23 protein-coding genes and 1 pseudogene are annotated in these 23,435 nt (G+C 71.8%); 15 read left to right on the forward strand and 9 right to left on the reverse strand.

Features of this window, described 5'->3' with window-relative positions:
* Positions 1–289: pseudogene (locus ACHAAC_RS09845) on the forward strand (HNH endonuclease signature motif containing protein); the annotation flags it as partial.
* A gap of 13 nt (positions 290–302) precedes the next feature.
* On the opposite strand, the gene ACHAAC_RS09850 reads toward ACHAAC_RS09845, so the two are convergent.
* Positions 303–1,292, reverse strand: coding sequence for a 4-hydroxy-3-methylbut-2-enyl diphosphate reductase (locus ACHAAC_RS09850; protein WP_435715981.1), 990 nt, complete (start codon positions 1,290–1,292; stop codon positions 303–305).
* 67 nt (positions 1,293–1,359) lie between these two features.
* Between ACHAAC_RS09850 and xseA the strand changes: the two genes are divergently transcribed.
* Together xseA and ACHAAC_RS09860 are read left to right on the forward strand one after the other, a co-directional pair.
* Positions 1,360–2,589 carry an exodeoxyribonuclease VII large subunit gene (gene xseA / locus ACHAAC_RS09855; protein ID WP_435715982.1) on the forward strand — a complete coding sequence of 410 codons (1,230 nt, stop codon included), beginning with the start codon at positions 1,360–1,362 and terminating at the stop codon, positions 2,587–2,589.
* Positions 2,570–2,806, forward strand: coding sequence for an exodeoxyribonuclease VII small subunit (locus ACHAAC_RS09860; protein WP_435715984.1), 237 nt, complete (start codon positions 2,570–2,572; stop codon positions 2,804–2,806). Before xseA ends, ACHAAC_RS09860 begins: the two co-directional genes overlap by 20 nt.
* On the opposite strand, the gene ACHAAC_RS09865 is transcribed toward ACHAAC_RS09860, so the two are convergent.
* Positions 2,773–3,300 (reverse strand): DUF4245 domain-containing protein, encoded by a 528-nt coding sequence (locus tag ACHAAC_RS09865; RefSeq protein ID WP_435715985.1) that lies wholly within the window; start codon positions 3,298–3,300, stop codon positions 2,773–2,775. The two genes, ACHAAC_RS09860 and ACHAAC_RS09865, sit on opposite strands and share 34 nt — an antisense overlap.
* Before the next feature lie 79 nt (positions 3,301–3,379).
* Here ACHAAC_RS09865 and ACHAAC_RS09870 point away from each other — a divergent pair, with 79 nt between their 5' ends.
* From ACHAAC_RS09870 to ACHAAC_RS09915, 10 genes are read left to right on the forward strand one after another with little or no spacing between them, the layout of a single operon-like run.
* Entirely contained in the window at positions 3,380–3,769 is a 390-nt protein-coding gene (locus ACHAAC_RS09870; protein WP_435715986.1) for a TOBE domain-containing protein, read from the forward strand.
* Entirely contained in the window at positions 3,766–4,530 is a 765-nt protein-coding gene (gene modA / locus ACHAAC_RS09875) for a molybdate ABC transporter substrate-binding protein (protein WP_435715987.1), read from the forward strand. The genes ACHAAC_RS09870 and modA overlap by 4 nt, the downstream gene beginning before the upstream one ends.
* Positions 4,531–4,537: 7 nt before the next feature.
* Positions 4,538–5,326, forward strand: a complete 789-nt coding sequence (locus ACHAAC_RS09880) for an ABC transporter permease (protein ID WP_435715989.1) — start codon at positions 4,538–4,540, stop codon at positions 5,324–5,326.
* A complete protein-coding gene (locus ACHAAC_RS09885) occupies positions 5,323–6,372 on the forward strand; it encodes a sulfate/molybdate ABC transporter ATP-binding protein (protein WP_435715990.1) in 1,050 nt (349 codons plus the stop codon). The genes ACHAAC_RS09880 and ACHAAC_RS09885 overlap by 4 nt, the downstream gene beginning before the upstream one ends.
* A gap of 29 nt (positions 6,373–6,401) precedes the next feature.
* Positions 6,402–7,409, forward strand: a complete 1,008-nt coding sequence (gene glpX, locus ACHAAC_RS09890; protein WP_435715991.1) for a class II fructose-bisphosphatase — start codon at positions 6,402–6,404, stop codon at positions 7,407–7,409.
* 12 nt (positions 7,410–7,421) lie between these two features.
* Positions 7,422–8,138 carry an SDR family NAD(P)-dependent oxidoreductase gene (locus ACHAAC_RS09895; RefSeq protein WP_435715992.1) on the forward strand — a complete coding sequence of 239 codons (717 nt, stop codon included), beginning with the start codon at positions 7,422–7,424 and terminating at the stop codon, positions 8,136–8,138.
* Positions 8,139–8,179: 41 nt separating this feature from the next.
* Entirely contained in the window at positions 8,180–9,082 is a 903-nt protein-coding gene (locus ACHAAC_RS09900) for an alpha/beta fold hydrolase (RefSeq protein WP_435715993.1), read from the forward strand.
* Positions 9,079–9,705, forward strand: coding sequence for an FMN-binding negative transcriptional regulator (locus ACHAAC_RS09905; protein ID WP_435715995.1), 627 nt, complete (start codon positions 9,079–9,081; stop codon positions 9,703–9,705). The genes ACHAAC_RS09900 and ACHAAC_RS09905 overlap by 4 nt, the downstream gene beginning before the upstream one ends.
* A complete protein-coding gene (locus tag ACHAAC_RS09910) occupies positions 9,702–10,364 on the forward strand; it encodes a hypothetical protein (RefSeq protein WP_435715996.1) in 663 nt (220 codons plus the stop codon). The genes ACHAAC_RS09905 and ACHAAC_RS09910 overlap by 4 nt, the downstream gene beginning before the upstream one ends.
* Before the next feature lie 9 nt (positions 10,365–10,373).
* Entirely contained in the window at positions 10,374–11,762 is a 1,389-nt protein-coding gene (locus tag ACHAAC_RS09915; RefSeq protein WP_435715998.1) for a class II fumarate hydratase, read from the forward strand.
* 84 nt (positions 11,763–11,846) lie between these two features.
* Here ACHAAC_RS09915 and ACHAAC_RS09920 read toward each other — a convergent pair whose 3' ends face one another.
* The 7 genes from ACHAAC_RS09920 to uppS form a co-directional block, all read right to left on the reverse strand.
* Entirely contained in the window at positions 11,847–13,199 is a 1,353-nt protein-coding gene (locus ACHAAC_RS09920) for a DUF2079 domain-containing protein (protein ID WP_435715999.1), read from the reverse strand.
* Positions 13,196–14,371: an ABC transporter ATP-binding protein gene (locus ACHAAC_RS09925; protein WP_435716001.1), complete on the reverse strand. Its 1,176-nt coding sequence runs from the start codon at positions 14,369–14,371 to the stop codon at positions 13,196–13,198. The genes ACHAAC_RS09920 and ACHAAC_RS09925 overlap by 4 nt, the downstream gene beginning before the upstream one ends.
* Positions 14,368–15,348 (reverse strand): hypothetical protein, encoded by a 981-nt coding sequence (locus ACHAAC_RS09930; RefSeq protein ID WP_435716002.1) that lies wholly within the window; start codon positions 15,346–15,348, stop codon positions 14,368–14,370. Before ACHAAC_RS09930 ends, ACHAAC_RS09925 begins: the two co-directional genes overlap by 4 nt.
* Positions 15,345–16,514, reverse strand: coding sequence for an ABC transporter permease subunit (locus ACHAAC_RS09935; RefSeq protein WP_435716003.1), 1,170 nt, complete (start codon positions 16,512–16,514; stop codon positions 15,345–15,347). The genes ACHAAC_RS09930 and ACHAAC_RS09935 overlap by 4 nt, the downstream gene beginning before the upstream one ends.
* Entirely contained in the window at positions 16,511–17,767 is a 1,257-nt protein-coding gene (locus ACHAAC_RS09940; protein ID WP_435716395.1) for an extracellular solute-binding protein, read from the reverse strand. The genes ACHAAC_RS09935 and ACHAAC_RS09940 overlap by 4 nt, the downstream gene beginning before the upstream one ends.
* Positions 17,768–17,855: 88 nt before the next feature.
* Positions 17,856–19,184 (reverse strand): PhoH family protein, encoded by a 1,329-nt coding sequence (locus tag ACHAAC_RS09945; RefSeq protein WP_435716005.1) that lies wholly within the window; start codon positions 19,182–19,184, stop codon positions 17,856–17,858.
* Between the two features lie 189 nt (positions 19,185–19,373).
* On the reverse strand, positions 19,374–20,138 hold the full coding sequence (gene uppS, locus ACHAAC_RS09950) for a polyprenyl diphosphate synthase (protein WP_435716006.1): 765 nt from the start codon (positions 20,136–20,138) through the stop codon (positions 19,374–19,376).
* A gap of 17 nt (positions 20,139–20,155) precedes the next feature.
* Between uppS and trhA the strand changes: the two genes are divergently transcribed.
* The gene (gene trhA / locus ACHAAC_RS09955; protein ID WP_435716007.1) at positions 20,156–20,857 is read left to right on the forward strand and encodes a PAQR family membrane homeostasis protein TrhA; all 702 of its coding nucleotides are present in this window, start codon (positions 20,156–20,158) and stop codon (positions 20,855–20,857) included.
* Complete coding sequence (locus ACHAAC_RS09960) at positions 20,854–23,370, forward strand: DEAD/DEAH box helicase (RefSeq protein ID WP_435716008.1); 2,517 nt, start codon at positions 20,854–20,856, stop codon at positions 23,368–23,370. The genes trhA and ACHAAC_RS09960 overlap by 4 nt, the downstream gene beginning before the upstream one ends.
* Positions 23,371–23,435 lie beyond the last annotated feature (65 nt).

Genomic DNA, 23,435 nt, shown 5'->3' on the forward strand with positions numbered 1-23,435 from the left:
AGGGCGCAGCGCCCGCCTGCACAACCGGGCGCAGCGCATCGCCATCGGACTACGCGACGGCGGCTGCACCTTTCCCACGTGCGACCGACCACCCGGATGGTCAGAGATCCACCACCCCCAGGCATGGTCCGAAGGAGGCCGCACCGACCTCACCGGAGTGATGCTCTGCCCGCACCACCACCGTCACATCCACGCCGAGCACTGGAAGGTCAGGGTCGCGGACGGGCACGTCGAGTGGCAACAACCCGGCGACACCCTCTGGCGCCGGAATCACCGATGGCGACCCTGACGACCGGACCGGATCACGACGAGGCGGCGGCCTTCATGTCACGACGCAGCTCCGGCGGAAGGGCGAAGATCAAGCTCTCGTCGGCCGTGCGGACGGCGTCGGCGTCAGGGTGGCCGTGGTCGCTGAGGTAGCCGAGCACCTGCTGCACCAGGTCGTCAGGCACAGACGCTCCGGACGTGACCCCGACCTTCTGGACGCCCTCGAGCCACGCCTCGTCGAACTCGCTGATGTCGTCGATGCGGTACGACGCCTTGGCGCCGGCCTCCAGCGCCACCTCGACCAGACGCACGGAGTTGGAGGAGTTCGCCGAGCCGACGACGATGACGAGGTCCGCCTCCTTGGCGATCTCCTTGACCGCCACCTGACGATTCTGGGTGGCGTAGCAGATGTCGTCCGACGGCGGGTCCTCCAGCTGCGGGAACTTCTCGCGCAGCCGGCGCACCGTCTCCATCGTCTCGTCGACGCTCAGCGTGGTCTGCGAGAGCCAGGAGAGCTTGGTGCCCTCGGGGAACTCCAGGTGCTCGACGTCATCGGGGTGCTCCACCAGCGTGATGGCGTCGGGGGCCTCGCCGGCGGTGCCCTCGACCTCCTCGTGCCCCTCGTGGCCGATGAGCAGGATGCGGTAGCCCTCACGGTCGAAGCGCTTGGCCTCGTGGTGGACCTTCGTGACCAGCGGGCAGGTCGCGTCGATGGTCTTCAGGCTCCGGTCCGCGGCCTCGGCGTGCACCATCGGCGAGACGCCGTGGGCGGAGAAGACGACCGTGGCGCCCTCGGGCACCTCGTCGAGCTCCTCGACGAAGACCGCGCCGCGGTCGCGCAGGTTGTTGACGACGTGCTTGTTGTGCACGATCTCCTTGCGGACGTAGACCGGGGCACCGTAGAGGTCGAGCGCCTTCTCCACTGTGATCACGGCGCGATCGACGCCGGCGCAGTAGCCGCGAGGGTCAGCGAGCAGGACGCTGCCGCCGACAGGGGGCATGCCGAGGTCCACGTTCGTCGTCATGAGCCCAGCGTAACGAAGTCACCATGGCCGACCGGGCGGCCGGGCGCGCTCCGCCTAGGGTGACCGTATGGCCCTGGAGACGAGCGCGGACTCCCCCGCCCCGCTGCGCCAGGTCTCCACGCTCGTCGGGCAGTACGTCGCCCGGCTCGGGGCGGTCTGGGTCGAGGGCGAGGTCGCCCAGCTGAACCGACGTCCCGGCATGTGCTTCCTCACCCTGCGCGACCTCCACGCCAAGATCTCGGTCCAGGCCACGTGCCACAGCGGAGTGCTCGACGCCGTGGCCGCACCCATCACCGAGGGCGCCCGCGTCGTGGTGCACGCCAAGCCACGCTTCTACGAGCCCAACGGGTCCTTCTCGCTGGAGGTCCGCGAGATCCGGCCCACCGGCGAGGGTGAGCTGCTCGCCCAGCTGGAGCGCCGCAAGCAGCTCCTCGCGGCCGAGGGCCTGTTCGACCCCCGGCTCAAGAAGCGGCTTCCCTTCCTGCCGCGTCGCGTCGGCCTGGTGACCGGTCGGGACTCCGCCGCCGAGAAGGACGTGCTGCAGAACACCCGCCTGCGCTGGCCCGGCGTGCACGTCGACGTCCGCCACGCCCTCATGCAGGGGTCGAGCAGCGCCCAGGCGGTCATCGCAGCCCTGCGTGCGCTCGAGCGCGACGGCGCGGTCGACGTCATCGTCATCGCCCGCGGCGGCGGCTCGATGGAGGACCTCCTGCCGTTCTCCGACGAGGCCCTCGTGCGGGCGGTCCATGCGTGCAGCGTGCCGGTCGTGAGCGCCATCGGCCACGAGCCGGACACGCCGATCCTCGACCTCGTCGCCGACGTGCGCGCCTCCACGCCCACCGATGCCGCCAAGCGCATCGTGCCCGACGCCGCCGAGGAGCAGGCCGGCATCAGTCAGATGCGGACGAGGGCCCGGGGAGCGGTCGCACAGATGCTCGAGCGCGAGACGCACGGCCTGGCCCAGGTGCGCTCCCGGCCGGTGCTCAGCACGCCCACGACGCTCGTCGACGTGCAGGAGGCACTCGTGACCGAGCAGCTCGACCGGGCCCGACGATCCTTGCGCCACCGGCTCGAGCGTGAGCACGACGCCTTGAGCCACCGCCTGGCGCGGGTTCGGTCACTGTCACCGCTGGCGACGTTGCAGCGTGGCTACGCCGTGGCCCAGACCCCCGAGGGGCACGTCCTGACCTCGGTCGCCGACGTCCCCGACGCCTTCACCGTGCGACTGGCCGACGGCTCCGCGCACGTCCAGACCACCTCGACCCAGGAGGAACCCCATGGCCAGCCCGACCCCTGAGGAGCAGCCGGAGATCGGCTACGAGCAGGCGCGCGACGAGCTCGTCGCCGTCGTGCAGAAGCTCGAGACGGGCGGTGCCGGCCTGGAGGAGTCGCTCGCGCTCTGGGAACGCGGGGAGCACCTCGCCGGCATCTGCCAGCAGTGGCTCGATGGTGCTCGCGAACGCCTCGCCAGGGCCTCGGGTCAGGAAGACTCGGACGACAACGAGGCGACGTAGGCCTCGACCTGCTCGCGCGGGGCCGTCCCGAGCACGAGGGTGGCGACCTCCCCGTCCTCGCGCGTGAACGCCGTCTCGCCGGGAGCCTCCCACAGCGTCCACTCCTGGCCGTCGATGCGCACCGCGTCACCACGGGTGAAGCCGGCGTCACGCTCCGCGACGAGCTCGTCCTCGCTCGTCAGGGCCTGCTGGACGCCGACGTACTCGTCGTCGGCGGTCAGGACGCCCAGGTCCCAGGCGTCCGGCTCCGGTCGCGCCGAGGTGACGATCCAGTCCTCCGGCAGGCTCTGCGGCGCGAGCAGGTCGAAGGCGGTGACTGCGGGGCGGGCAGCGGTGATCGTCTGCTCCAGGTCCATGCCGCGCACCGGACGCTCCGGGGTGACGCTGAAGACCTGCGCCACGCCCCACACGCCCAGGACGAGCACACCGAGCACGACGACGGAGCGCACGATGTCACCGAGACTTGGGTTGCCCCGGCTCGACGTTCCCGACATGCTGCTCCTGATTCGTCCTCGGCCCGCATCTGCGGGAACTTCGCCGTTGGAGTGCCGCATCTGCCGCTAAGGTCGTGGCATGACCGCTTACCGGCTCTCCGAGGCCGCGACCCTGCTGGGTCTCAGCGATGACACCCTACGACGCTGGCAGCAACAGGGCCGCTTCGACGCCGTGGACGTCGGCGGCCGAGCCGGCATCGACGGTGCCGACCTCGCCCGGCTGGCCGTCGAGCACGCCCACTCCCCCGGGGACGCGCCAAGCACCGCCAGCGTCCGCAACCGGCTGCGCGGCATCGTCACGGCCATCACCCGCGACACCGTGATGGCGCAGGTGGAGCTGAGCTGCGGGCCGTACCGCGTGGTCTCGTTGATCAGTGCCGAGGCGGTCGACGACCTCGGCCTGGAGGTGGGGTCGTTGGCCTGGGCCAGCGTGAAGTCCACCAACGTCTCCCTGGAAGTCGCTCCGTGAGACGGACGGTCGTGGGCCTTGCCTCCGCGGCACTCGTCCTGGCCGCCTGCGGCCCCGGCACGTCGGAGGAAGGGGACGCGGCCGCGGCTCGGACCTTGACCGTGCTCGCGGCCGCCTCGCTCACCGAGACCTTCGAGCAGGTTGCCGACGACTTCGAGACCGAGAACCCCGGCGTCACGGTGCAGCTCGGCTTCGCCGGGTCCACCGACCTCGTCGCCCAGCTCCGGGGTGGCGCCCCGGCCGACGTCCTCGCCACCGCCGACGAGGCCACCATGGCCACCGCCGACGGCGACGACCTCGTGGAGGGGAAGCCGCAGCTGTTCGCCAGCAACGTCCTCCAGATCGCCACTGCGCCGGGCAATCCCGCGGACATCGAGGAGCTCACCGACCTGGCGGACCCTGACCTACGGGTCGTGCTGTGCGCACCGGAGGTGCCCTGCGGTGCCGCATCCGTCCGCGTGCAGGAGGCGGCCGGGATCGACATCCGGCCCGTGAGCGAGGAGCAGGCCGTCACCGGCGTGCTGGGCAAGGTCGCCTCGGGCGAGGCGGACGCCGGCCTGGTGTACGTCACCGATGTCGTCGGCGCCGGCGACGACGTCCTCGGCATCGACGTCCCCCAGTCCGAGGAGGCCGTCAACCGCTACCCGATCGCGACGCTGGCCGACAGCGAGCAGTCCGACCTCGCCCAGGGATTCGTCGACTTCGTGACGGGCGACGCGGGACGCCGGGTCCTGGCCGACGCCGGGTTCGGTGCGCCGTGAGCCCGGCATGAGGCGCGAGGACGTGCGGACCCTGCCGCGGTGGGTCCTCGTCCCGGCGGGCGTCGGGGTGGCGTTCATCGTGCTGCCGCTGGCCGCCATCGTCCTGCGGGTCGACTGGGCCCAGTTCCCGACGCTGGTCACGTCCCCGTCCTCGCAGGCCGCGCTGTGGCTGAGCCTGCGCACGTCGGCCGTCAGCACCGTCCTCTGCGTGCTGCTGGGTGCCCCCCTCGCACTCGTCCTGGCCCGCAGCAGGTTCCCCGGCCAGAGCCTGCTGCGCTCGTTGGTGCTGCTGCCGCTCGTGCTGCCGCCGGTCGTGGGAGGGATCGCGCTGCTCTACACCTTCGGGCGACGCGGGCTGCTGGGCGAGACGATGGAGCTGCTCGGCGTGCAGATCGCCTTCTCCACCACCGCCGTGGTGCTCGCGCAGACCTTCGTCGCGCTGCCCTTCCTCGTCGTGAGCCTGGAGGGGACGTTGCGCACCGCCGGCCAGCGCTACGAGACCGTGGCGGCGACGCTCGGCGCTCCGCCGACCACCGTGCTGCGCCGGGTGACGCTCCCGCTCGTCCTACCCGGGCTGCTCTCCGGCGCGATCCTCTCCTTCGCCCGCGCGCTCGGGGAGTTCGGTGCCACCATCACCTTCGCCGGCAGCCTGCAGGGCACCACCCGGACCCTGCCGCTGGAGATCTACCTGCAGCGCGAGACCGACCCCGACGCAGCGGTGGCCCTCTCGCTCGTCCTGGTCCTCGTGGCGGTGCTCGTCATCACGCTCGTGCGTGGCACCCGGAGCCCGCTGTGAGCGCCGGGCTCGAGGTGCACGTGCGCTCTCTCGAGCGGGACGTGGACCTGACGGTCAGGGTTCCCGCCGGGGAGACGCTGGCGGTGATGGGTCCGAACGGGGCTGGGAAGTCCACGCTGCTCTCCGCCGTCGCCGGGACCCTGCGGCCCGACGAGACGACCGTCCGGCTCGACGGCAGGCTGCTGGCAGACACCTCGAGCGGCACGTGGGTGCCGCCGCACCGCCGGGGCGTCGCCCTGCTCGCCCAGGACCCACTGCTGTTCCCCCACCTCGACGCCCGCGACAACGTCGCGTTCGGGCCACGCAGCACCGGGGCGTCGCGAGCGGCGTCCCGCTCGGCGGCCGAGCACTGGTTGACCGCCGCCGGCGTGCCCGAGCTGGCCCACCGCAAGCCGGCCGCCCTCTCCGGCGGCCAGGCGCAGCGCGTGGCCGTGGCCCGGGCCCTGGCCACCGAGCCGCGCCTGCTGCTGCTGGACGAGCCGATGGCCGCGCTCGACGTCACGGTCGCCCCGACCCTGCGACGGCTGCTGCGCGAGGTGCTCGTCGAGCGGACGACGGTCCTGGTCACGCACGACGTCCTGGACGCGCTCGCGCTCGCCGACCGCGTCGTGGTGGTGCAGGACGGTCGCGTGGCGGAGGCAGGGCCGACCCACGAGGTCCTGTCCCGACCGCGCAGCACCTTCGGGGCCCAGGTGGCCGGTCTCGACCTGGTCCGCGGGGTCGTCCGCGACGGTCGGGTCCAGACCGAGGCAGGCCACGTCCTCTCCGGCGTCGTGCAGGAGCCACTGGCCGAGGGCGCGGAAGCCGTCGCGGTGTTCTCACCGTCCGCCGTCGCCGTGCACCTCGACCCGCCCGGCGGCAGCCCCCGCAACGTCCTGTCGGCGATCGTCACCCACGTGGAGGCACAGGGCGACCGTGTCCGGGTCAGGACCGACGTGATCGATGCCGACGTCACCCTCGCGGCTGCCGCAGAGCTCGACCTCGGACCCGGCCGGCACGTGCACCTGGTGGTCAAGGCGACCGAGGTCGCGGTCCACCCGGCCTGACCGGGCCTGCGCCGACTAGGCTGTGCCCCGTGGAAAGCCTCAAGCCCGCCGCCCAGGCCCCCGACCGCAACCTCGCCCTCGACCTGGTCCGCGTGACCGAGGCAGGTGCCATGGCCGCCGGCCGCTGGGTGGGACGGGGCGACAAGATCGGCGCGGACGAGGTGGCGGTCAACGCCATGCGCAGCCTCATCAACACGGTGCCGATGAACGGCGTCGTCGTGATCGGCGAGGGCGAGAAGGACGAGGCGCCGATGCTCTTCAACGGGGAGCAGGTGGGCGACGGCACCGGCGCGGACTGCGACGTCGCGGTCGACCCCATCGACGGCACCACCCTGACCGCCAAGGGCATGCCCAACGCCATCTCCGTCATGGCCGTCGCACCGCGAGGCTCCATGTACGACCCCTCGGCGGTGTTCTACATGGAGAAGCTCGTCGCCGGTCCCGAGGCCGCCGACGCCGTCGACATCCGCCTCCCGGTCGCCAAGAACATCGACCTCGTGGCCAAGGCCAAGGGCATCTCGCGCTCCGACGTCACGGTGTGCGTGCTGGACCGCCCCCGCCACGCCGGCCTCATCCAGGAGATCCGCGACGCGGGCGCACGCATCAAGTTCATCTCCGACGGCGACGTCGCCGGGGCGATCGTCGCCGCGCGCCCCGCCTCGGGCGTCGACCTGCTCGTGGGCACCGGGGGCACCCCCGAGGGCATCATCACCGCCTGCGCCATCAAGGCCGTCGGCGGCGTGATCCAGGGCCGCCTCGCACCGGTGGACGACGACGAGCGCCAGAAGGCCATCGACGCCGGACACGACCTCGATCGCGTGCTCGTGACCGAGGACCTCGTCGTGGCGGACGACTGCTTCTTCGTCGCCACCGGCATCACCGACGGTGAGCTGCTCGCCGGCGTCCGCTACGCCGCGGGGCGAGCCTTCACCGAGTCGCTCGTGATGCGCTCGCGCAGCGGCACGATCCGCAAGATCTCCTCCGAGCACCGTCTGGAGAAGCTCAAGGCCTACGCGGCCGTCGACTACCAGCACTGAGGACGTGGTCCGATGCCCCTGACGATCGTGACCGGCGCCAGCCGGGGCATCGGCGCGGCGATCGCCCTGCGACTGGCTCACGACGGCCACGACGTCGTGGTGACCTACCACCGGGACCGCTCCGCCGCGGACGGCGTCGTTCGCGAGATCGAGGGACTCGGTCGTCACGCCACGGCCGTGGCGCTGGACGTCACCGACGAGGACTCCATCGCCACGATGACCCAGCTCGCAGCAGGCCTCGGCACCGTGACCGGGCTGGTGAACAACGCCGGCGGGGCCCGGGCCGTGGGCCCGCTCGCCGAGAACACGATGGCGGACGTGCGCGCCGACCTCGAGCTCAACCTGGTGGGGACCATCGCCTGCAGCAAGTCCGTGCTGGAGGTGATGGGCCGCGGCGCCGCCATCGTCAACCTCTCCTCCGCCGCCGCGACGATCGGGTCGCCGGGCACCTACGTCCACTACGCCGCGGCCAAGGCCGGGGTCGATGCGTTCACGTTGGGCCTCGCGCGCGAGCTCGGCCCCGAGGGCATCCGCGTCAACGCCGTGGCGCCGGGCACGACCTGGACCGACTTCCACCGCGACCCCGACCGGCCGGCCAAGGTCGCCCGGAGCGTTCCCCTCGGCAGGGCCGCGCAGCCCGAGGAGATCGCGGGCGCGGTGTCCTGGCTGCTCTCGAGCGACGCCGGGTACACCACCGGCACCGTCCTGCGCGTCGCCGGCGGTCAGTGAGGCGCCGCGCCCGTGCTCGTCCCGTGTCGTAGCCTCACGCCATGGCTGGATCCGGTGAACAGTTCGCGCACCTGCCCACGGGCATCGACCTCTGCCACGAGACCTTCGGCGATGCCGGCGACCCGCCCGTCCTGCTCGTCATGGGACTGGGCGGCCCCATGGGCTGGTGGAGTCCGACCTTCTGTGAAGCTCTGTCCCGGAGGGGTCTGTTCGTCATCCGCTACGACAACAGGGACACCGGTCGCTCCACCAAGATCCGTCAGCACCGGGTCTCACGGCTCGACATCGTCAAGGCAGCCGCCGGGCTCCTGAAGAACCCGCCGTACCGCATCACCGACCTCGCCGACGACGCCTGGGGCCTGCTGGACCACCTGGGGCTGGAGCGCGCCCACCTCGTCGGCGTCTCCATGGGCGGCATGATCGTCCAGACCATGGCCATCACCCGCCCGGACCGCGCCGCATCGTTGACGTCGATCATGTCGACCACCGGCCGACGCACGGTGGGCTACCAGCACCCGAAGGTCCTGCCGGGGCTGTTCGCCTCCTCGGGCCGCACCCGGGACGACTACGTGGCGCGCTCGCTCCGGAGCACCCGGATGATCTCATCCCCGGACTTCCCCACGACCGACGAGGTGGCCCGGGCCCGCGCGTACGAGACCTACGACCGCGGCTGGACGGCGAGCGGTGTCGCCCGCCAGCTGCTGGCCATCCTCACGCAGTCCGACCGGACCGCGGCCCTGGCCCGGCTGGACCTTCCCGTCACGGTCGTCCACGGCCTCAGGGACCCGCTGGTGCACCGCTCCGGCGGCAAGGCCACCGCGGGGGCGATCCCGGGAGCCGAGCACATCGAGGTCCCCGGCATGGCCCACGACCTCCCCGCACAGCTCGACGGGACCTTCATCGACGCGATCGTGGGCACGATCGAGCGGTCCGTCCACCGATGAGGAACGCGCCGCACCACGCCAGTGACGACCCCGAGGTCGTCCGGGCACTCGTCCGCGAGCATCCCTGGACGACCATCGTCAGCAACGGTCCCGACGGGCTCGTCGCCTCCCACTACCCGGTCCTGCTCGACGACTCCGAGGAGCTCGTCGCCCTCACCCACGTGGGCCGCCCCGACGAGGAGCTGCACGGACTCGGCGCCGGGGCGGAGGTGCTCCTCGTCTTCCAGGGACGGCACGGGTACGTCTCCCCCAGCTGGTACGCCCCAGGGGCGAGCCGCGCACCGACGTGGAACTTCACGGCCGTGCATGCCCACGGCGTCCCCGAGGTCCTCGACGCCGAGGAGAACCTGGCCGTCCTCACCAGGCTGGTCGCCCACTTCGAGCAGCACGTCGAGGACCCCCTGTACCTGGACCAGGAGTGGGGTCGCCGGGCGGCGCGCGGCACCGTCGGCCTGCGCATCCCGATCGACAGGTTCACGGCCAAGGTCAAGATGAGCCAGGACAAGGACGCCCAGAGCGTGCAGAACGTCATCCACGCCCTCCGCTCCCCGGGTCCGTACGCCCACCCCGACCTCGCCGAGGACATGGAGAGGGCACGCGCCACGGGCCTGGGGTACCGGTGAGCGACGAGATCCACCTGCGTCGGCGCGCCGACGGTGCCACCGAGCTCCGCGTCAACGGGTCCTTCGTCATGGACGACGTCGAGACGTCCTCGGAGCGGATCCTGGCCGAGCGAGTGATCACGCTGGGTGCTCGTGACGTCCTGGTGGGCGGGCTGGGCCTCGGGTACACCACGCGGGCGCTGCTCGCGTCGTCGCAGGTGCGCCGCGTGGTGGTCGCGGAGCTGCACCGTGCGGTGGTCGAGGCCGTCGCCGCCGGTCACGGCGCCGGCCCGTTCGAGGACGCCCGCCTCGAGATCGAGCTCGGCGACGTTCGCGACGTCGTCGCGGCGCAGCCGTCCACCTCGCTGGACGCCGTGCTGCTCGACGTCGACAACGGCCCCGACGCGCTCGTCCACGAGTCCAACGCCGAGATCTACCGGGTCGGAGCCCTCACCGACGCCGTCCGTGTGCTGCGACCGGGAGGGACCCTCGCGATCTGGTCCATGGCGGACTCCCCCGCGCTGCGCGAGCAGCTGGAGACCGTCGTCGGCGAGGTCACCACCGAGCGGGTCCCGGTGCGCCTGCAGGGTCGCGAGGAGTCGTACTGGATCCTCGCCGGCACCCGTCCCAGCGCCGGGATGCCTCCACCTCCCGGGCACGGCACGCCGCCTCGACAGTAGGGTCGGCCCATGACGACCGAATACCGCATCGAGCACGACACCATGGGCGAGATCAAGGTCCCGGCCGACGCCCTCTGGCGGGCCCAGACCCAGCGCGCCGTGGAGAACTTCCCCATCTCCGGCACCCCCATCGAGCCCGCCCAGATCCGCGCCCTCGCGCAGATCAAGGCGGCCTGCGCCAAGGCCAACGCCGAGCTCGGCATCCTGGACCAGGACCTCGCCGATGCGATCGTCGTCGCGGCCGAGGACGTCGCCACCGGCTCCCACGACGCGCAGTTCCCCATCGACGTCTTCCAGACCGGGTCCGGCACGTCGAGCAACATGAACACCAACGAGGTGCTCGCGACGCTCGCCACCAAGGCCCTCGGGCGCGACGTGCACCCCAACGACCACGTCAACGCGTCGCAGTCCAGCAACGACGTCTTCCCGACGTCCATCCACGTGGCCGCCACCGCGTCGGCCACCAACGAGCTGATCCCCTCGCTGGCCCACCTCGCCGAGAGCCTGGAGCGCAAGGCCGCCGAGTTCGCCGAGGTGGTCAAGTCCGGCCGGACGCACCTGATGGACGCCACGCCCGTCACGCTGGGTCAGGAGTTCGCCGGCTACGCCGCACAGATCCGCAAGGGAATCGCGCGGGTCGAGTCCGCCCTGCCTGCCGCCGCCGAGGTGCCGCTGGGCGGCACTGCCGTCGGCACCGGGATCAACACCCCTCACGGGTTCCCCCAGCGCGTCATCGAGCTGCTCGCCGAGGGCACCGGACTGCCGATCACCGAGGCGACCGATCACTTCGAGGCCCAAGGTGCACGCGACGGCCTGGTGGAGATGTCCGGCCAGCTGCGGACGATCGCCGTCAGCCTGACCAAGATCTGCAACGACCTGCGCTGGATGGGCTCGGGCCCGCGCACGGGCCTGGCCGAGATCCACCTGCCCGATCTGCAGCCCGGCTCGAGCATCATGCCCGGCAAGGTGAACCCGGTGCTCCCGGAGGCCACGCTCATGGTGGCCGCGCAGGTCATCGGCAACGACACCACCATCACGATGGCCGGACAGTCCGGCTCCTTCGAGCTCAACGTGCAGCTGCCGGTCATCGGCCGGAACCTGCTGGAGTCGATCCGGCTGATCGGCAACGCCTCCCGCGTGCTGGCCGACCGCACGATCGACGGCATCACCGCCGACGTCGAGCGCTGCCTGGAGTACGCCGAGTCCTCGCCGTCGGTCGTGACGCCGCTCAACCGGCACATCGGCTACGAGAACGCCGCCGCCATCGCCAAGAAGGCGGTCAAGGAGCGCAAGACCATCCGCGAGGTGGTGCTGGAGGACGGCTACGTCGAGCGCGGTGACATCTCCGAGGCCGATCTCGACGCGGCCCTGGACGTCATGTCGATGACCCACCCCTGACGCCGGTTTGCCACGGTCCCTCGGGATGTTGGTGCTGTCATGTGTCAGGACAGTGCGGGTTTGCCGAGGGACCGTGGTAAACCGTCACGGGGTGCGGCGGGCGAGCTGGTAACCCTGCTCGTCGACGACGAGGGTCCAGGAGCCGCCGAACGTCGTCGAGGCGTACTGCAGGATGTCGGTCGGTGAGCCGAGGCCGCCGCGCTGGTCGAGCAGGACGTGGTCCGGCGACACCTCGTCCCCGGCGGTGCCGATCCAGTAGACCGTCCGCTCGGTGCCCAGGTGCGTGATGAGGCCGATGTCGGTGACCACGCTCGCGTCGTCCGGGAGCTGCGCGATCACCTCGGCGGCCGCCGCCTCCCGCGGGCCCTCGCGCCACGTGTCGCGGTCCGCGAGGGAGGCCAGGGGCGAGCCCACGAGCATCACGGCCGTGACGACGAGCGCCGGGACCGTGGCCCATCGCAGCTCCCGGTGGCGCGCCATCGCGTCGACCGCCGCCACGAAGACGATCGGCATCAGCAGCAGCGAGTAGTGCCAGTCCGTGCCCCAGTAGAACTCGACGTCACCCACGAACCGCCAGGCGAACGTCGGCAGGACCAGCAGCGACCACCGCGAGAACAGCGCAGCGAGGCCCGTCACGCCGAACGTGACCAGGACCGTGAGCAGCTTGCGCTCCACCCCGGTGAACAACGTCAGGGCCACCCCGGCATCACCCCCGGCGTTGGACGTGTAGTCATAGACCCCCGCCGGGTTGAACGCCGGCAGCACGACCAGCACCACGAGCGCCGCCCCGACCACGCCGACGGCCGCCAGCAGCAGACCTCGACGCCGCTCCCCCGTCAACCACAGCACCAGTCCGACCATCGCCACCGTGAGCCCGAGGTCCTCCTTGACCAGCAGCAGGGGCAGGGTCCAGAGGACCACGGCCCGCCAGCGACGCTCCACGTAGGCGGCACCCGCCAGCGCCAGCAGTGGGGCGCCGAAGGCCACCTCGTGGAACTGCGCGGCGACCGCCGAGGCCAGGCCGAAGGACAGCCCGTACGCCACGCCGAGGCCGAGGCCGAACCAGGGCCCCAGATGGCGAACGGCCAGGGACGTGACGACGTGCACCGAGAGCGCCAGCAGCACCGCCTGGGCCACGAGCAGGGTCTCCGGGGCCGGGACGATCCGGTAGACGGGCGCGAGCAGGGCGACGACGGGGTGGAAGTGGTCCCCCAGGAGGTTGAACCCCGGACCCTTGATGTCGACGATCGGCCACCCGAGGTCGGCGTAGCCCCGCAGTGCCTGCTCGAAGATCGCGTTGTCCCAGGACGTGGGCGTCAGCCGCCGGTGCCGCAGGATCGCCAGCGTCGCGTACAGCACCGCGCAGACCATCGCCCACGGTGCGGCCCACCGCCACGCTCCCCCCTGTCGAACGGGCGCGGTCGTCGTCTCGCTCACAGGGCTCGCAGGGCGTCGCCGCTGACGGCGTCGAAGACGTGCAGACGGTCGCGCGGCACGACGATGCGCGCCGTCTGGCCGGACTGCAGGCGGGAGGGCTCGACACCGCTGACCGCTGGCAGCTCGGCGACGAAGAACTGCTGGAAGAGATCGAAGTCGAAGGCGTCCTCCACGGCCTCGAGCCGCTCCTGCACCTCCGGCTCCAGCTCGTAGCCCAGGTAGGCCAGCTGCGTTCCGCCGCGCCACTCCACGTCGTCGATGCGGGAGGTGAGCTCGAGGCCGTCATGCACGGAGCGGCCGGCCTCGGACGTGCCGTCGAGACAGTGCTCGGGGCGGATCCCGATGATGACGTCCTGCCGGTCGCCCAGCAGCCTGTCCATGGCGTCGTCCACCGGGACGTCCATGACGGGCGAGACCAGTCGGGAACCCTGCCGTGTGGCCGGCAGCAGGTTCATCGCGGGCTGGCCGAGGAAGGCGGCCACGAAGAGGTCGCCGGGGTGGGCGTACAGCTCATCGGGAGAACCGACCTGCCGCACCGCACCCTGGTGCATGACGACGACGCGGTCGGAGAGCGTGAGTGCCTCGTCGACGCGCGCCGTGGTGACGATCGACGTGTGCCGGCTCTCGCGCTGCCACTGCACCGTCACGGACCGGACGTGCGTGCGGACGCGATCCGGCTGGGCGGAGAACGGCTCGTCGAAGACGTAGGCGAGGGCCTCGCGCACGAGCGAACGGCCGATGGCGACCCGTTGCCGTTGGGCCTCGTCGAGCTCGGCCGGCTTGAGGTCGAGCAGCGGCGACAGCGCGAGGAACGCGGCCACCTCGTCGATGCGTGCGGCCAGCTCGCCCTTGTCGTGACGCCGCAACCGGCTCGCGAAGGCGAGGTTGTCGCGCACGTCCAGGTGCGGGTGCAGCGCGAAGTCCTGGAAGACCATCGCGAGGTCACGGTCCCGCGGGCCGACGGCGTTGACCACGACGTCGTCGAGCAGGACGTCGCCGTCGCTGTGCTCGTCCAGACCGATCAGGACCCGCAGCAGCGCCGTCTTTCCGGCCCCGGGCGGGCCGCACACCGCGACCGTGCTCCCGGACGGCACGAGCAGGTCGATGCCGTCCAGCAGGAGCGTGCCGTCGGGCGCCTCCAGGGTCACGTCCCGCAGCTCGATGGAGGTCATCGGTACGTCCTTCCGATCAGGTGGGCGATGCGGCGTGGCGCGATCGCCAGCAGCACCAGGACGGGCAGGAGCCACAGCAGGCCGGTGGCCGCGACGGTCGACGGGGCGGCGTCCAGCGTGCCACCGGCCAGCAACAACGTTGCGGGCAGCGTGCGGGTGTCGGGCCCGGGGGCGAGGGCAGCACCCACGACGGCGTCGCCCGCCGTCACGACGAGCACCAGCGCCGCGACGAGCACCAGCGACGGTGCCAGCACGGGCAGGACGAAGCCCCGCAGCTCCTGGGCTCGCGTGGCACCGTCCGCACGGACGGAGTCACGCAGGTTCCAGGGCGTGCGCAGCATGACGGTGACGCTGAGCCACAGCGCCAGGGGCAGTCCGAGGACGAGGGTCGCCGGCACGAGGGCGAGCCAGTGGCCGACGACGTCGAGGTCGCCCAGCTGCAGGGCCGCTCCTGCGACGAGCGCCACCAGTGGGACGACCAGGACGACCGCGAAGGCGAGGTACACCGCACGCCGTCCGGGCACGGCACGCCGGACCAGCGCGTACGCCGCCGGCACCGCCACGAGCATCGACACCGCCGTCGACGTCACGGCGACGAGCAGCGACGTCAGGGTGGCGTCTCGCAGCGTCCCGGCACCGACCGCCGTCTCGAACGCTCCCCAGGAGAACGACGTCGGCAGGATGCTCTCGGGCACGGCGTCACCGGAGGAGGTGGCGACGGTGACGACCCACAGCAGAGGGACGAGGGTGACGACGAGCATGAGCTCGACGCCGAGAACGGCCCACAGGGACAGTGGTCTGCGGGTGTCGGCGACCAGCACGCCGACTGCTCCGGTGACCATGAGGACGGCTGCCACGCCGAGCCACAGCCAACGGTCGGGTCCGGTGATGACCAGGACGCCGACGTTGGCCGTGACAAAGCCCAGGACGAAGGCGACGACGGCCGCCACGAGGCGCGAGCGGACGGTGGGTCTCACAGCGTCCTCCTCAACCGCAGCAGGGCGGCCAGGGCCGTCGCGACGAGCGCCGCGAGCAGGAGCAGCAGCACCGAGACGGCAGCTCCGAGACCGAGCTCGAGCCCTTCGAACGTCGTGTCCCACACCAGCAGGGACACCGTCCGGACACCCTCGCCCTCGGCCACGAGGGGGCCCTCCAGGACGCGCAGGGCATCGAGCGCCCGGTAGACGACCGCGACCGCGATCGCCGGCGCGGCAGCAGGCCGCGTGACCCGCCAGAACCGCTGCCAGGCGTTGGCCCCGTCGGCCAGCGCGGCCTCCAGCAGGGCCGGGGACACCCGGGTGAGGCCGGCCAGCAGGATGAGCGTGGTGATGCCGGTGCCGCGCCACACCTCCGAGGCCAGGAGCGCGGTCCACGCCGCAGCCGTCGACTCGCCGTCGTAGCCGAACCACGCCGGCCCGAACCCCGCCGTGAGGGCGTCCCGCCAGCTCGTGGCGGCCACGACCGACAGCACGCCGAAGGGCACCAGGAGCAGGACACCGAGCCAGCGGGTGCCGTGGGTGAGGCGCCGCAGCGTGGTGGCGAAGAGTGTGGCCAGCACGAGCTGCAGGAGGACCGCGGCAGCGACGAAGGCCAGGGTGACCCCCACGGCGGTCCACCACGTGTCGCTGGACAGCACCGAGGCGTAGGTCTCCAGCGCCACGAACGTGCGGTCGTCCGGGGTGACGAGGGAGGACCGGTACAGCGACTCCACGACCGCACGACCCAGCGGCCACAGCGTCACGACCGCGAGGAGCAGGAGCGCCGGGAGCACCAGGAGGAACCCGGAGCGGCCCAGCGCGCGGGGCCGGGGCGATCCCCGCCGCCTCTCGCCGCGCACCGTGGTGGAGGCCGGGCCGGCGGGCACGACGAGCTCGGTCGACGATCCCGCCGGGGGCTCACCTTCCGTCGGCGTCTCGCTGACGATCTCGGACTCGTCGTCCCTCTCGGACCTGTCGGCGACCTCGGACCTGTCGGCGACCTCGGGCTGATCGATGACCTCGGGCGGGTCGGTGCCGTCGGGCTCGCGGGCCGGTTCCGTCTCGTCGACGGCGTCGGACTCGTCGGCCGGCGGGGGCTCGGGGAGGTCCTCCCTCTCCGGGCCGTCGTCGTCACGCGGCCCGTCCTTGCGGCGCCCCCACCTCACGGCAGCCTCCCGGCGACGGCGTCGCGCACGGCCCGCTCGGAGAGCCCCGGCGTCCGGTCGGGGTCGACGCCACCGGTCGGCGACCACGTCGACACGAGCGCCTCGCGGACCCGCGGCCAGTAGGGCGTCGAGGGCACGGTGGCGCCGGTCTGGACGGCCGGCTGGGTGACGTCGGCGAGCGGGTACCCCTCGATGACCGCCGGGTCGTCGTAGGCCGTGGCCCGGGCCGCGCTGTGGCCGGAGTCGATCATCATCTCGCGCATCGACGTGGGTGACGTCAGGCAGCTGATGGCGTCGTAGGAGAGGTCGCTGCGGGGGGCGTACAGCGGCACCGCCAGCCCGGCGCCGTCCACCGGGGCGACGCTCTCCTCATCGACGACGGGGAAGGCCGCCCACTGCAGGTCCCGCGCGACGCCGGCCAGGGCGGGATCGGTGACGACCGAGCTGGGAGCGAGCAGGAAGGAGCCGCTGCGTGCCGCGAACCGCTCCGGCGCCTCTGCGCTGGGGCCGTCCTCGGGGCCGACGTCACCCAGTCTCGCCACGAGGTCCGCCGCCGCCCGGCCGGCGCCCGAGTCCAGCCCGATCTCGGGGAAGCGACCCTGCCCCTCCAGGACGGTGCCCCCTGCCCCGGCGACGAGCGCGTTGACCAGCGCGGGGAGGGCGTTGCCGCCGGGATCGTCGATCTCGATCCCGACGTCGAGACGCTCGGCCCCGTCGAGCAGGTCCTGCCACGCGACCGGCTCGGAGACGTCCAGCCCGGCACGCTCGGCGGTGGTCCCGCGCCACCACAGCAGGTAGGGGTCGAACCACCACGGGGCCACCACGAGCTGCTGGCCGTCGCTCGCGGCCAGCAGCGCGTCGGGGAAGACGCCCTCGGCGAAGGGCTCCTTGAGGTCCTCGGGGATGGGCGCCAGCAGCTGCGCGGAGGCGAACTCGGTCGTGAGGGCGTTGTCGAGGGTGATGATGTCCATCGAGTCGTCGTCGGCGGACAGCTGGCGCACGAGCATCGCGTGGCGCTCGTCAAAGTCCTCCGGCAGCGGCTCGACCTCGATCTCGTAGGCGCCGTCAGCCTCGAGGGTGCAGGCCTGCGCGAGCGCGGCGGTGTCGACGCGGTCCGGGCCGGTGTACCAGTGCAGGACCGGCGTCCCGTCCTGCTCGCCCCCCTCGGTGTCACGGTCGTCGCCTGCCCCGGAGCAGGCCGCGAGCGCGAGCAGCACGAGGGCGCACAGGACCCTCGCCACTCCCCTCTGCATCACGATGCCACTGTGCCACAGCGGGGGTGTCGCCACGGCGTGGTCCGCGAGGTCGGGGCCGCCCTGCGCAGCGGCCCCGACCACCGGGTCAGACCCCGATGTCCTCGAGCATCTCGGTGACCAGCGCCGCCACCGGGGAGCGCTCCGAGCGGGTCAGGGTGACGTGGGCGAACAGCGGGTGGCCCTTGAGCTTCTCCACCACGGCCACGACGCCGTCGTGACGGCCGACGCGCAGGTTGTCGCGCTGCGCCACGTCGTGCGTCAGGACCACCTTGGAGTTGGCGCCGATCCGCGACAGCACGGTCAGCAGGACGTTGCGCTCCAGGGACTGCGCCTCGTCGACGATCACGTAGGAGTCGTGCAGCGAGCGGCCGCGGATGTGCGTGAGCGGCAGGACCTCCAGCATCCCGCGGTCGAGGATCTCATCGACCACGTGAGGCGACGTGACGGCGCCGAGGGTGTCGAACACGGCCTGTCCCCAGGGGCCCATCTTGTCGGACTCGCTGCCGGGCAGGTAGCCGAGCTCCTGGCCACCGACGGCGTACAGCGGCCGGAACACCACGACCTTCTTGTGCTGGCGACGTTCCATGACCGCCTCGAGCCCCGCACAGATGGCCAGGGCCGACTTGCCCGTCCCGGCGCGACCACCCAGCGAGACGATGCCGACCTCCGGGTCGAGGAGCAGGTCCAGGGCCACCCGCTGCTCGGCGGAGCGCCCATGGATCCCGAACGCCTCCTTGTCACCGCGCACGAGCTGGACCTGCTTGTCGGCAGTGACTCGCCCCAGCCCGCTGCCCTTGTCCGAGAGCAGCACCAGGCCGGTGTGGCAGGGCAGGTCCGCGGCGCCGGCGACGTCGAGGGAGAGCAGGTCGAGCGTGCCCTCCTCGTAGAGGGTGTCGAGGTCGTCGCTGGGCACGTCCAGCTCGTGCATGCCCGTCCAGCCCGACTCCAGGGCCAGCTCGGCGCGGTACTCCGCGGCGATCAGGCCCACCGACGACGCCTTGACGCGCATGGGCAGGTCCTTGGAGACGAGCGTGACCTCTGCACCCTCGTCGGCCAGGTTCTTGGCCACGGAGAGGATGCGGGTGTCGTTGTCTCCGAGGCGGAAGCCGGCGGGCAGCGCCTCGGGGTTCGTGTGGTTCAGCTCCACACGGATCGAGCCGCCCTCCTCGCCGATGGGCAGGGGGACGTCGAGCATGCCGTGCTTGACCCGCAGGTCGTCGAGGTGGCGCAGTGCGGTCCGGGCGAAGTAGCCGAGCTCGGGGTGGTTCCGCTTGGCCTCCAGCTCGGTGATGACCACGACCGGGATCACGACCTCGTGCTCGTGGAACCGGTTGATCGCTCCCGGGTCGGCCAGCAGGACGCTGGTGTCGAGGACGTAGGTGCGCTGCAGGGCGGTGCTGGGCTGATCGGTCACGACTGCTCCTGGACGGGCCCGCGCGCCACCTGCGCCGGCCCTACTCCTCGATGCGGGTGGGGCGGCTGCACTCAGGGGCGAGCATCAACACTCTTGCAACGTACGTCCGTCACGGCACCGGGACCGGGAGACACGCCAGGGCACGCGTTACGTCGCCGTGAACTCCGGGAGACCTGCCGGGGCGGCCGCTCAGGTGCCGAAGCGCCGCTCACGGGCAGCGTAGGAACGCATCGCCCGCAGCAGGTCGACCCGGCGGAAGGCGGGCCACAGCGCGTCGGAGAAGTAGAACTCGCTGTGCACGCTCTGCCAGAGCAGGAAGCCGGAGAGGCGCTGCTCGCCGGAGGTGCGGATCACCAGGTCGGGATCGGGCTGGCCCTTGGTGTAGAGGTGCTCCGCGATGTCGTCGACGACGAGGGTGGAGGCGACGTCCTCCAGCGACCGGCCCTGGGCGGCCTCGTGCAGCAGCAGGGAACGCATCGCGTCGGTGAGCTCCTGGCGTCCGCCGTAGCCGACGCACACGTTGACCTGCATCGCGGCGCCCTCGCCGGGCGACGCCTCGACCATCGTGCGCAGCCGCTCGGCGGACTCCTGCGGGAGCAGGGCGAGGCTGCCCAGGAGCCGGACCTTCCACCGACCGTCCGCGGACAATCGCGCGACCAGCGCCTCGACGGCGTCGAGGATGCTGGTGAGCTCGACCGCCGGGCGCTGCAGGTTGTCGGTGGAGAGCACCCAGAACGTCACGGTCCCGACGCCGAGGTCGTGGCACCAGTCGAGGAACTCATCGACCTTGGCGGCTCCCGCGTGGTAGCCCTGCTCGAGGTCCATCCGCGCGTCCTTGGCCCACCGGCGGTTCCCGTCGACGATCGCGCCGACGTGCCGAGGGAGGCGTTCGGGGTCGAGCCGACGCAGGATCCTGCGTTCGTAGGCGCCGTACGCCAGATCACTCAGACCCATGCCGCTAATCTCATCACATGCCCCGCACAGACTCCGAGACCGTCAGCGAGGAGCGTGCTGAGACCCTGCGCGAGAACTTCGACGAGATCAAGCCGAAGCTGCGGGGTTGGCTGCACGCGGCCACCGCACCGTTGTCCTTCTTCTCCTTCCTGGTGATGATGGTGATCGCCGACGACGTGAAGGTCCGCGCCGGCGTCGCGGTCTTCATGGTCAGCGCGATGGCGTTGTTCACCTGCAGCGCGCTCTACCACACCAGGCCGTGGTCGGACGAGGCGCGGATGATCTGGAAGCGCATCGACCACGCCAACATCTTCCTGCTCATCGCGGGGTCCTACACGCCGTTCTCGCTGCTCATCCTGGACGCCCGCGAGGCCACCATCATGCTGTCCCTGGTGTGGGGCGGTGCGCTGCTGGGCGTCGCGTTCCGCATCTTCTGGGTGGGCGCGCCGCGCTGGATCTACGTGCCGCTCTACATCATGCTCGGCTGGGCGGCGGTGCTGTACTGGGGCGAGTTCACCGCGAACTCCTCCACGGCCGTCCTGACGATGTTGGTCGTCGGTGGCGGGCTCTACACGCTCGGCGCGCTGGCCTACGGCTTCAAGTGGCCCAACCCGTGGCCGCGCTGGTACGGCTTCCACGAGATCTTCCACACGATGACGATCGCCGCCTTCATCGTCCACTACATCGGCGTCAGCCTGCTCGCCTACCAGACCCGATGAGCGTCCCGGCGCAGTCCGGGCTCGACATTGCGACAGGCGCCTCGCCCGACGACGTCTACGACGCGATCACGACGTGGGTGAAGGATCGCGGCCTGACGCTGTACCCGGCCCAGGACGAGGCGATCCTCGAGCTGGTCTCCGGCTCCAACGTCGTCCTCGCCACCCCGACCGGCTCGGGCAAGAGCCTCGTGGCCACGGCGGGCATGGCCGCGGCCCTCGCCCGCGACGAGTGCACGGTCTACACCGCCCCGATCAAGGCACTGGCCAGCGAGAAGTTCTTCGACCTGTGCGCCGTCTTCGGCCCGGAGAACGTCGGCATGCTCACCGGCGACGCCTCCGTCAACGCCGACGCTCCGATCATCGCGGCGACGGCCGAGGTGCTGGCCAACCTGGCTCTGCGCGAGGGCGAGACGGCGGACGTCGGCCTCGTGGTGATGGACGAGTTCCACTACTACGCCGACCCGGACCGTGGCTGGGCCTGGCAGGTCCCCCTGCTGGAGCTGCCGCACGCACAGTTCCTGCTGATGTCCGCCACACTCGGAGACACGACGCGGCTGGAGCAGGACCTCGCGCGGCGCACCGGACGCGAGACCGCGGTCGTGTCGTCGAGCGAGCGGCCCGTGCCGCTCGTGACGTCGTACGTGACGACCCCCGTCCAGGACACCGTGACCGAGCTCGTCGAGACCCACCAGGCCCCGGTCTACATCGTCCACTTCACCCAGGCGTCCGCGCTGGAGCGCGCCCAGGCCCTCAGCAGCGTGAAGCTGGCGAGCCGGGAGCAGCGCGACGCCATCGCCGAGGCGATCGGCTCCTTCCGGTTCAGCTCCGCCTTCGGCAAGACACTCTCGCGTCTGGTGCGCATGGGCATCGGCGTGCACCACGCGGGGATGCTGCCGCGGTACCGACGCCTCGTGGAGACCCTTGCCCAGCAGGGCCTGCTGGCCGTCGTGTGCGGCACCGACACCCTCGGGGTCGGCATCAACGTGCCCATCCGGACCGTGCTGTTCAGCGGCCTGGCCAAGTACGACGGCCGTCGCCAGCGCCAGCTGCAGGTGCGCGAGTTCGCGCAGATCGCCGGGCGCGCCGGGCGTGCCGGGTTCGACACGACGGGGTCGGTCGTCGTGCAGGCCCCGGACCACGAGGTGGAGAACCTCAAGGCGCTCGCCAAGGCCGGCGACGACCCCAAGAAGCGTCGCAAGGTGGTGCGCAAGAAGCCCCCCGAGGGGCGCGTCACGTGGAGCGAGGCGACCTTCGAGAAGCTGACCACCGGCACGCCGGAGCCGCTCACCTCCCGGCTGCAGGTGAGCCACTCGATGGTACTGAACCTGCTGGCCCGGCCCGGCGACGCCCGGGCGGCGCTGGAGCGCCTCGTCCACGAGAGCGACGAGGACGAGGCCACGCAGGAGCGGATGCTCGCGGAGGTCGAGGGCATCGTGGAGTCCCTGCTCTCCGGCGGCGTGGTGGAACAGGTCGATCCGCCCGACGACGAGGGCCGGACGCTGCGACTCACGATCGACCTGCAGCGCGACTTCGCCCTCAACCAGCCGCTCTCGCCGTTCGCGGTGGCCGCGCTGGAGCTGCTGGACCGCGAGGCACCTGACTACGCCCTCGACGTCGTCTCGGTCATCGAGGCGACGCTGGAGGACCCGAGGCCGATCATCCGGGCCCAGCGCGACCGGGCCCGGGGGGAGGCCGTGGCCGAGATGAAGGCCGACGGCATCGAGTACGAGGAACGGATGGAGGCCCTGGAGGACGTCGAGCACCCCAAGCCTCTGCGCGACGAGCTCGAGGCAGCCTACGAGACCTACCGGCAGGGCCACCCGTGGGTGGCCGACCACGAGCTGCGGCCCAAGTCGGTCGTCCGCGAGATGGCCGAACGGGCGATGACGTTCTCCGAGGTCGTGTCGGAGTACGGCCTCGCGCGCTCGGAGGGGGTCGTGCTGCGCTACCTCTCCGACGTCTACCGCGCACTGTCGCGCACCGTGCCGCAGGCCGCCCGGACCGAGGAGCTCATCGACATCATCGAGTGGCTCGGCGAGCTGGTCCGCCAGACCGACTCCAGCCTGCTCGATGAGTGGGAGGACCTCGTCGATCCCAAGGACCCGGCGTCGGTGGAGCGGGCCCGCGAGGTGGCCGAGGAGGGTCGACCTGCCCACGCGGTCACCCGCAACGAACGGGCCTTCCGGGTGCTGGTGCGCAACGCGGCGTTCCGACGGGTGGAGCTGGCGGCCCTGCGCCGCTGGGAGCCCCTCGCCGAGCTCGACCCCGAGGTCGACTGGGCCGCGGCGATGCAGGACTACGCCGCGGAGTACCCCGACCTCGGCACCGGTGCGCAGGCCCGAGGCCCGGCGATGTTCTCGGTGCGGGTGGAGGACCGGACCTGGCACGTGCGGCAGACCTTCGACGACCCCGAGGGCCACCGCGACTGGGGCTTCTCCGCCACCGTGGACCTCGACGCCAGCGACGAGGTCGGCGAGGCCGTCCTCATCGTGACGGACGTCGGCCCCCTCTGACCCACCGGATCGGTGCCTCAGCAACCGAAAGGTGGCTCCTGGGGATCCGTCGGTGCCTCAGCAAC

Origin of the sequence: Aeromicrobium sp. CF4.19 (genome assembly GCF_051262555.1) — a bacterium.
In the GTDB taxonomy this organism is placed as follows: domain Bacteria; phylum Actinomycetota; class Actinomycetes; order Propionibacteriales; family Nocardioidaceae; genus Aeromicrobium.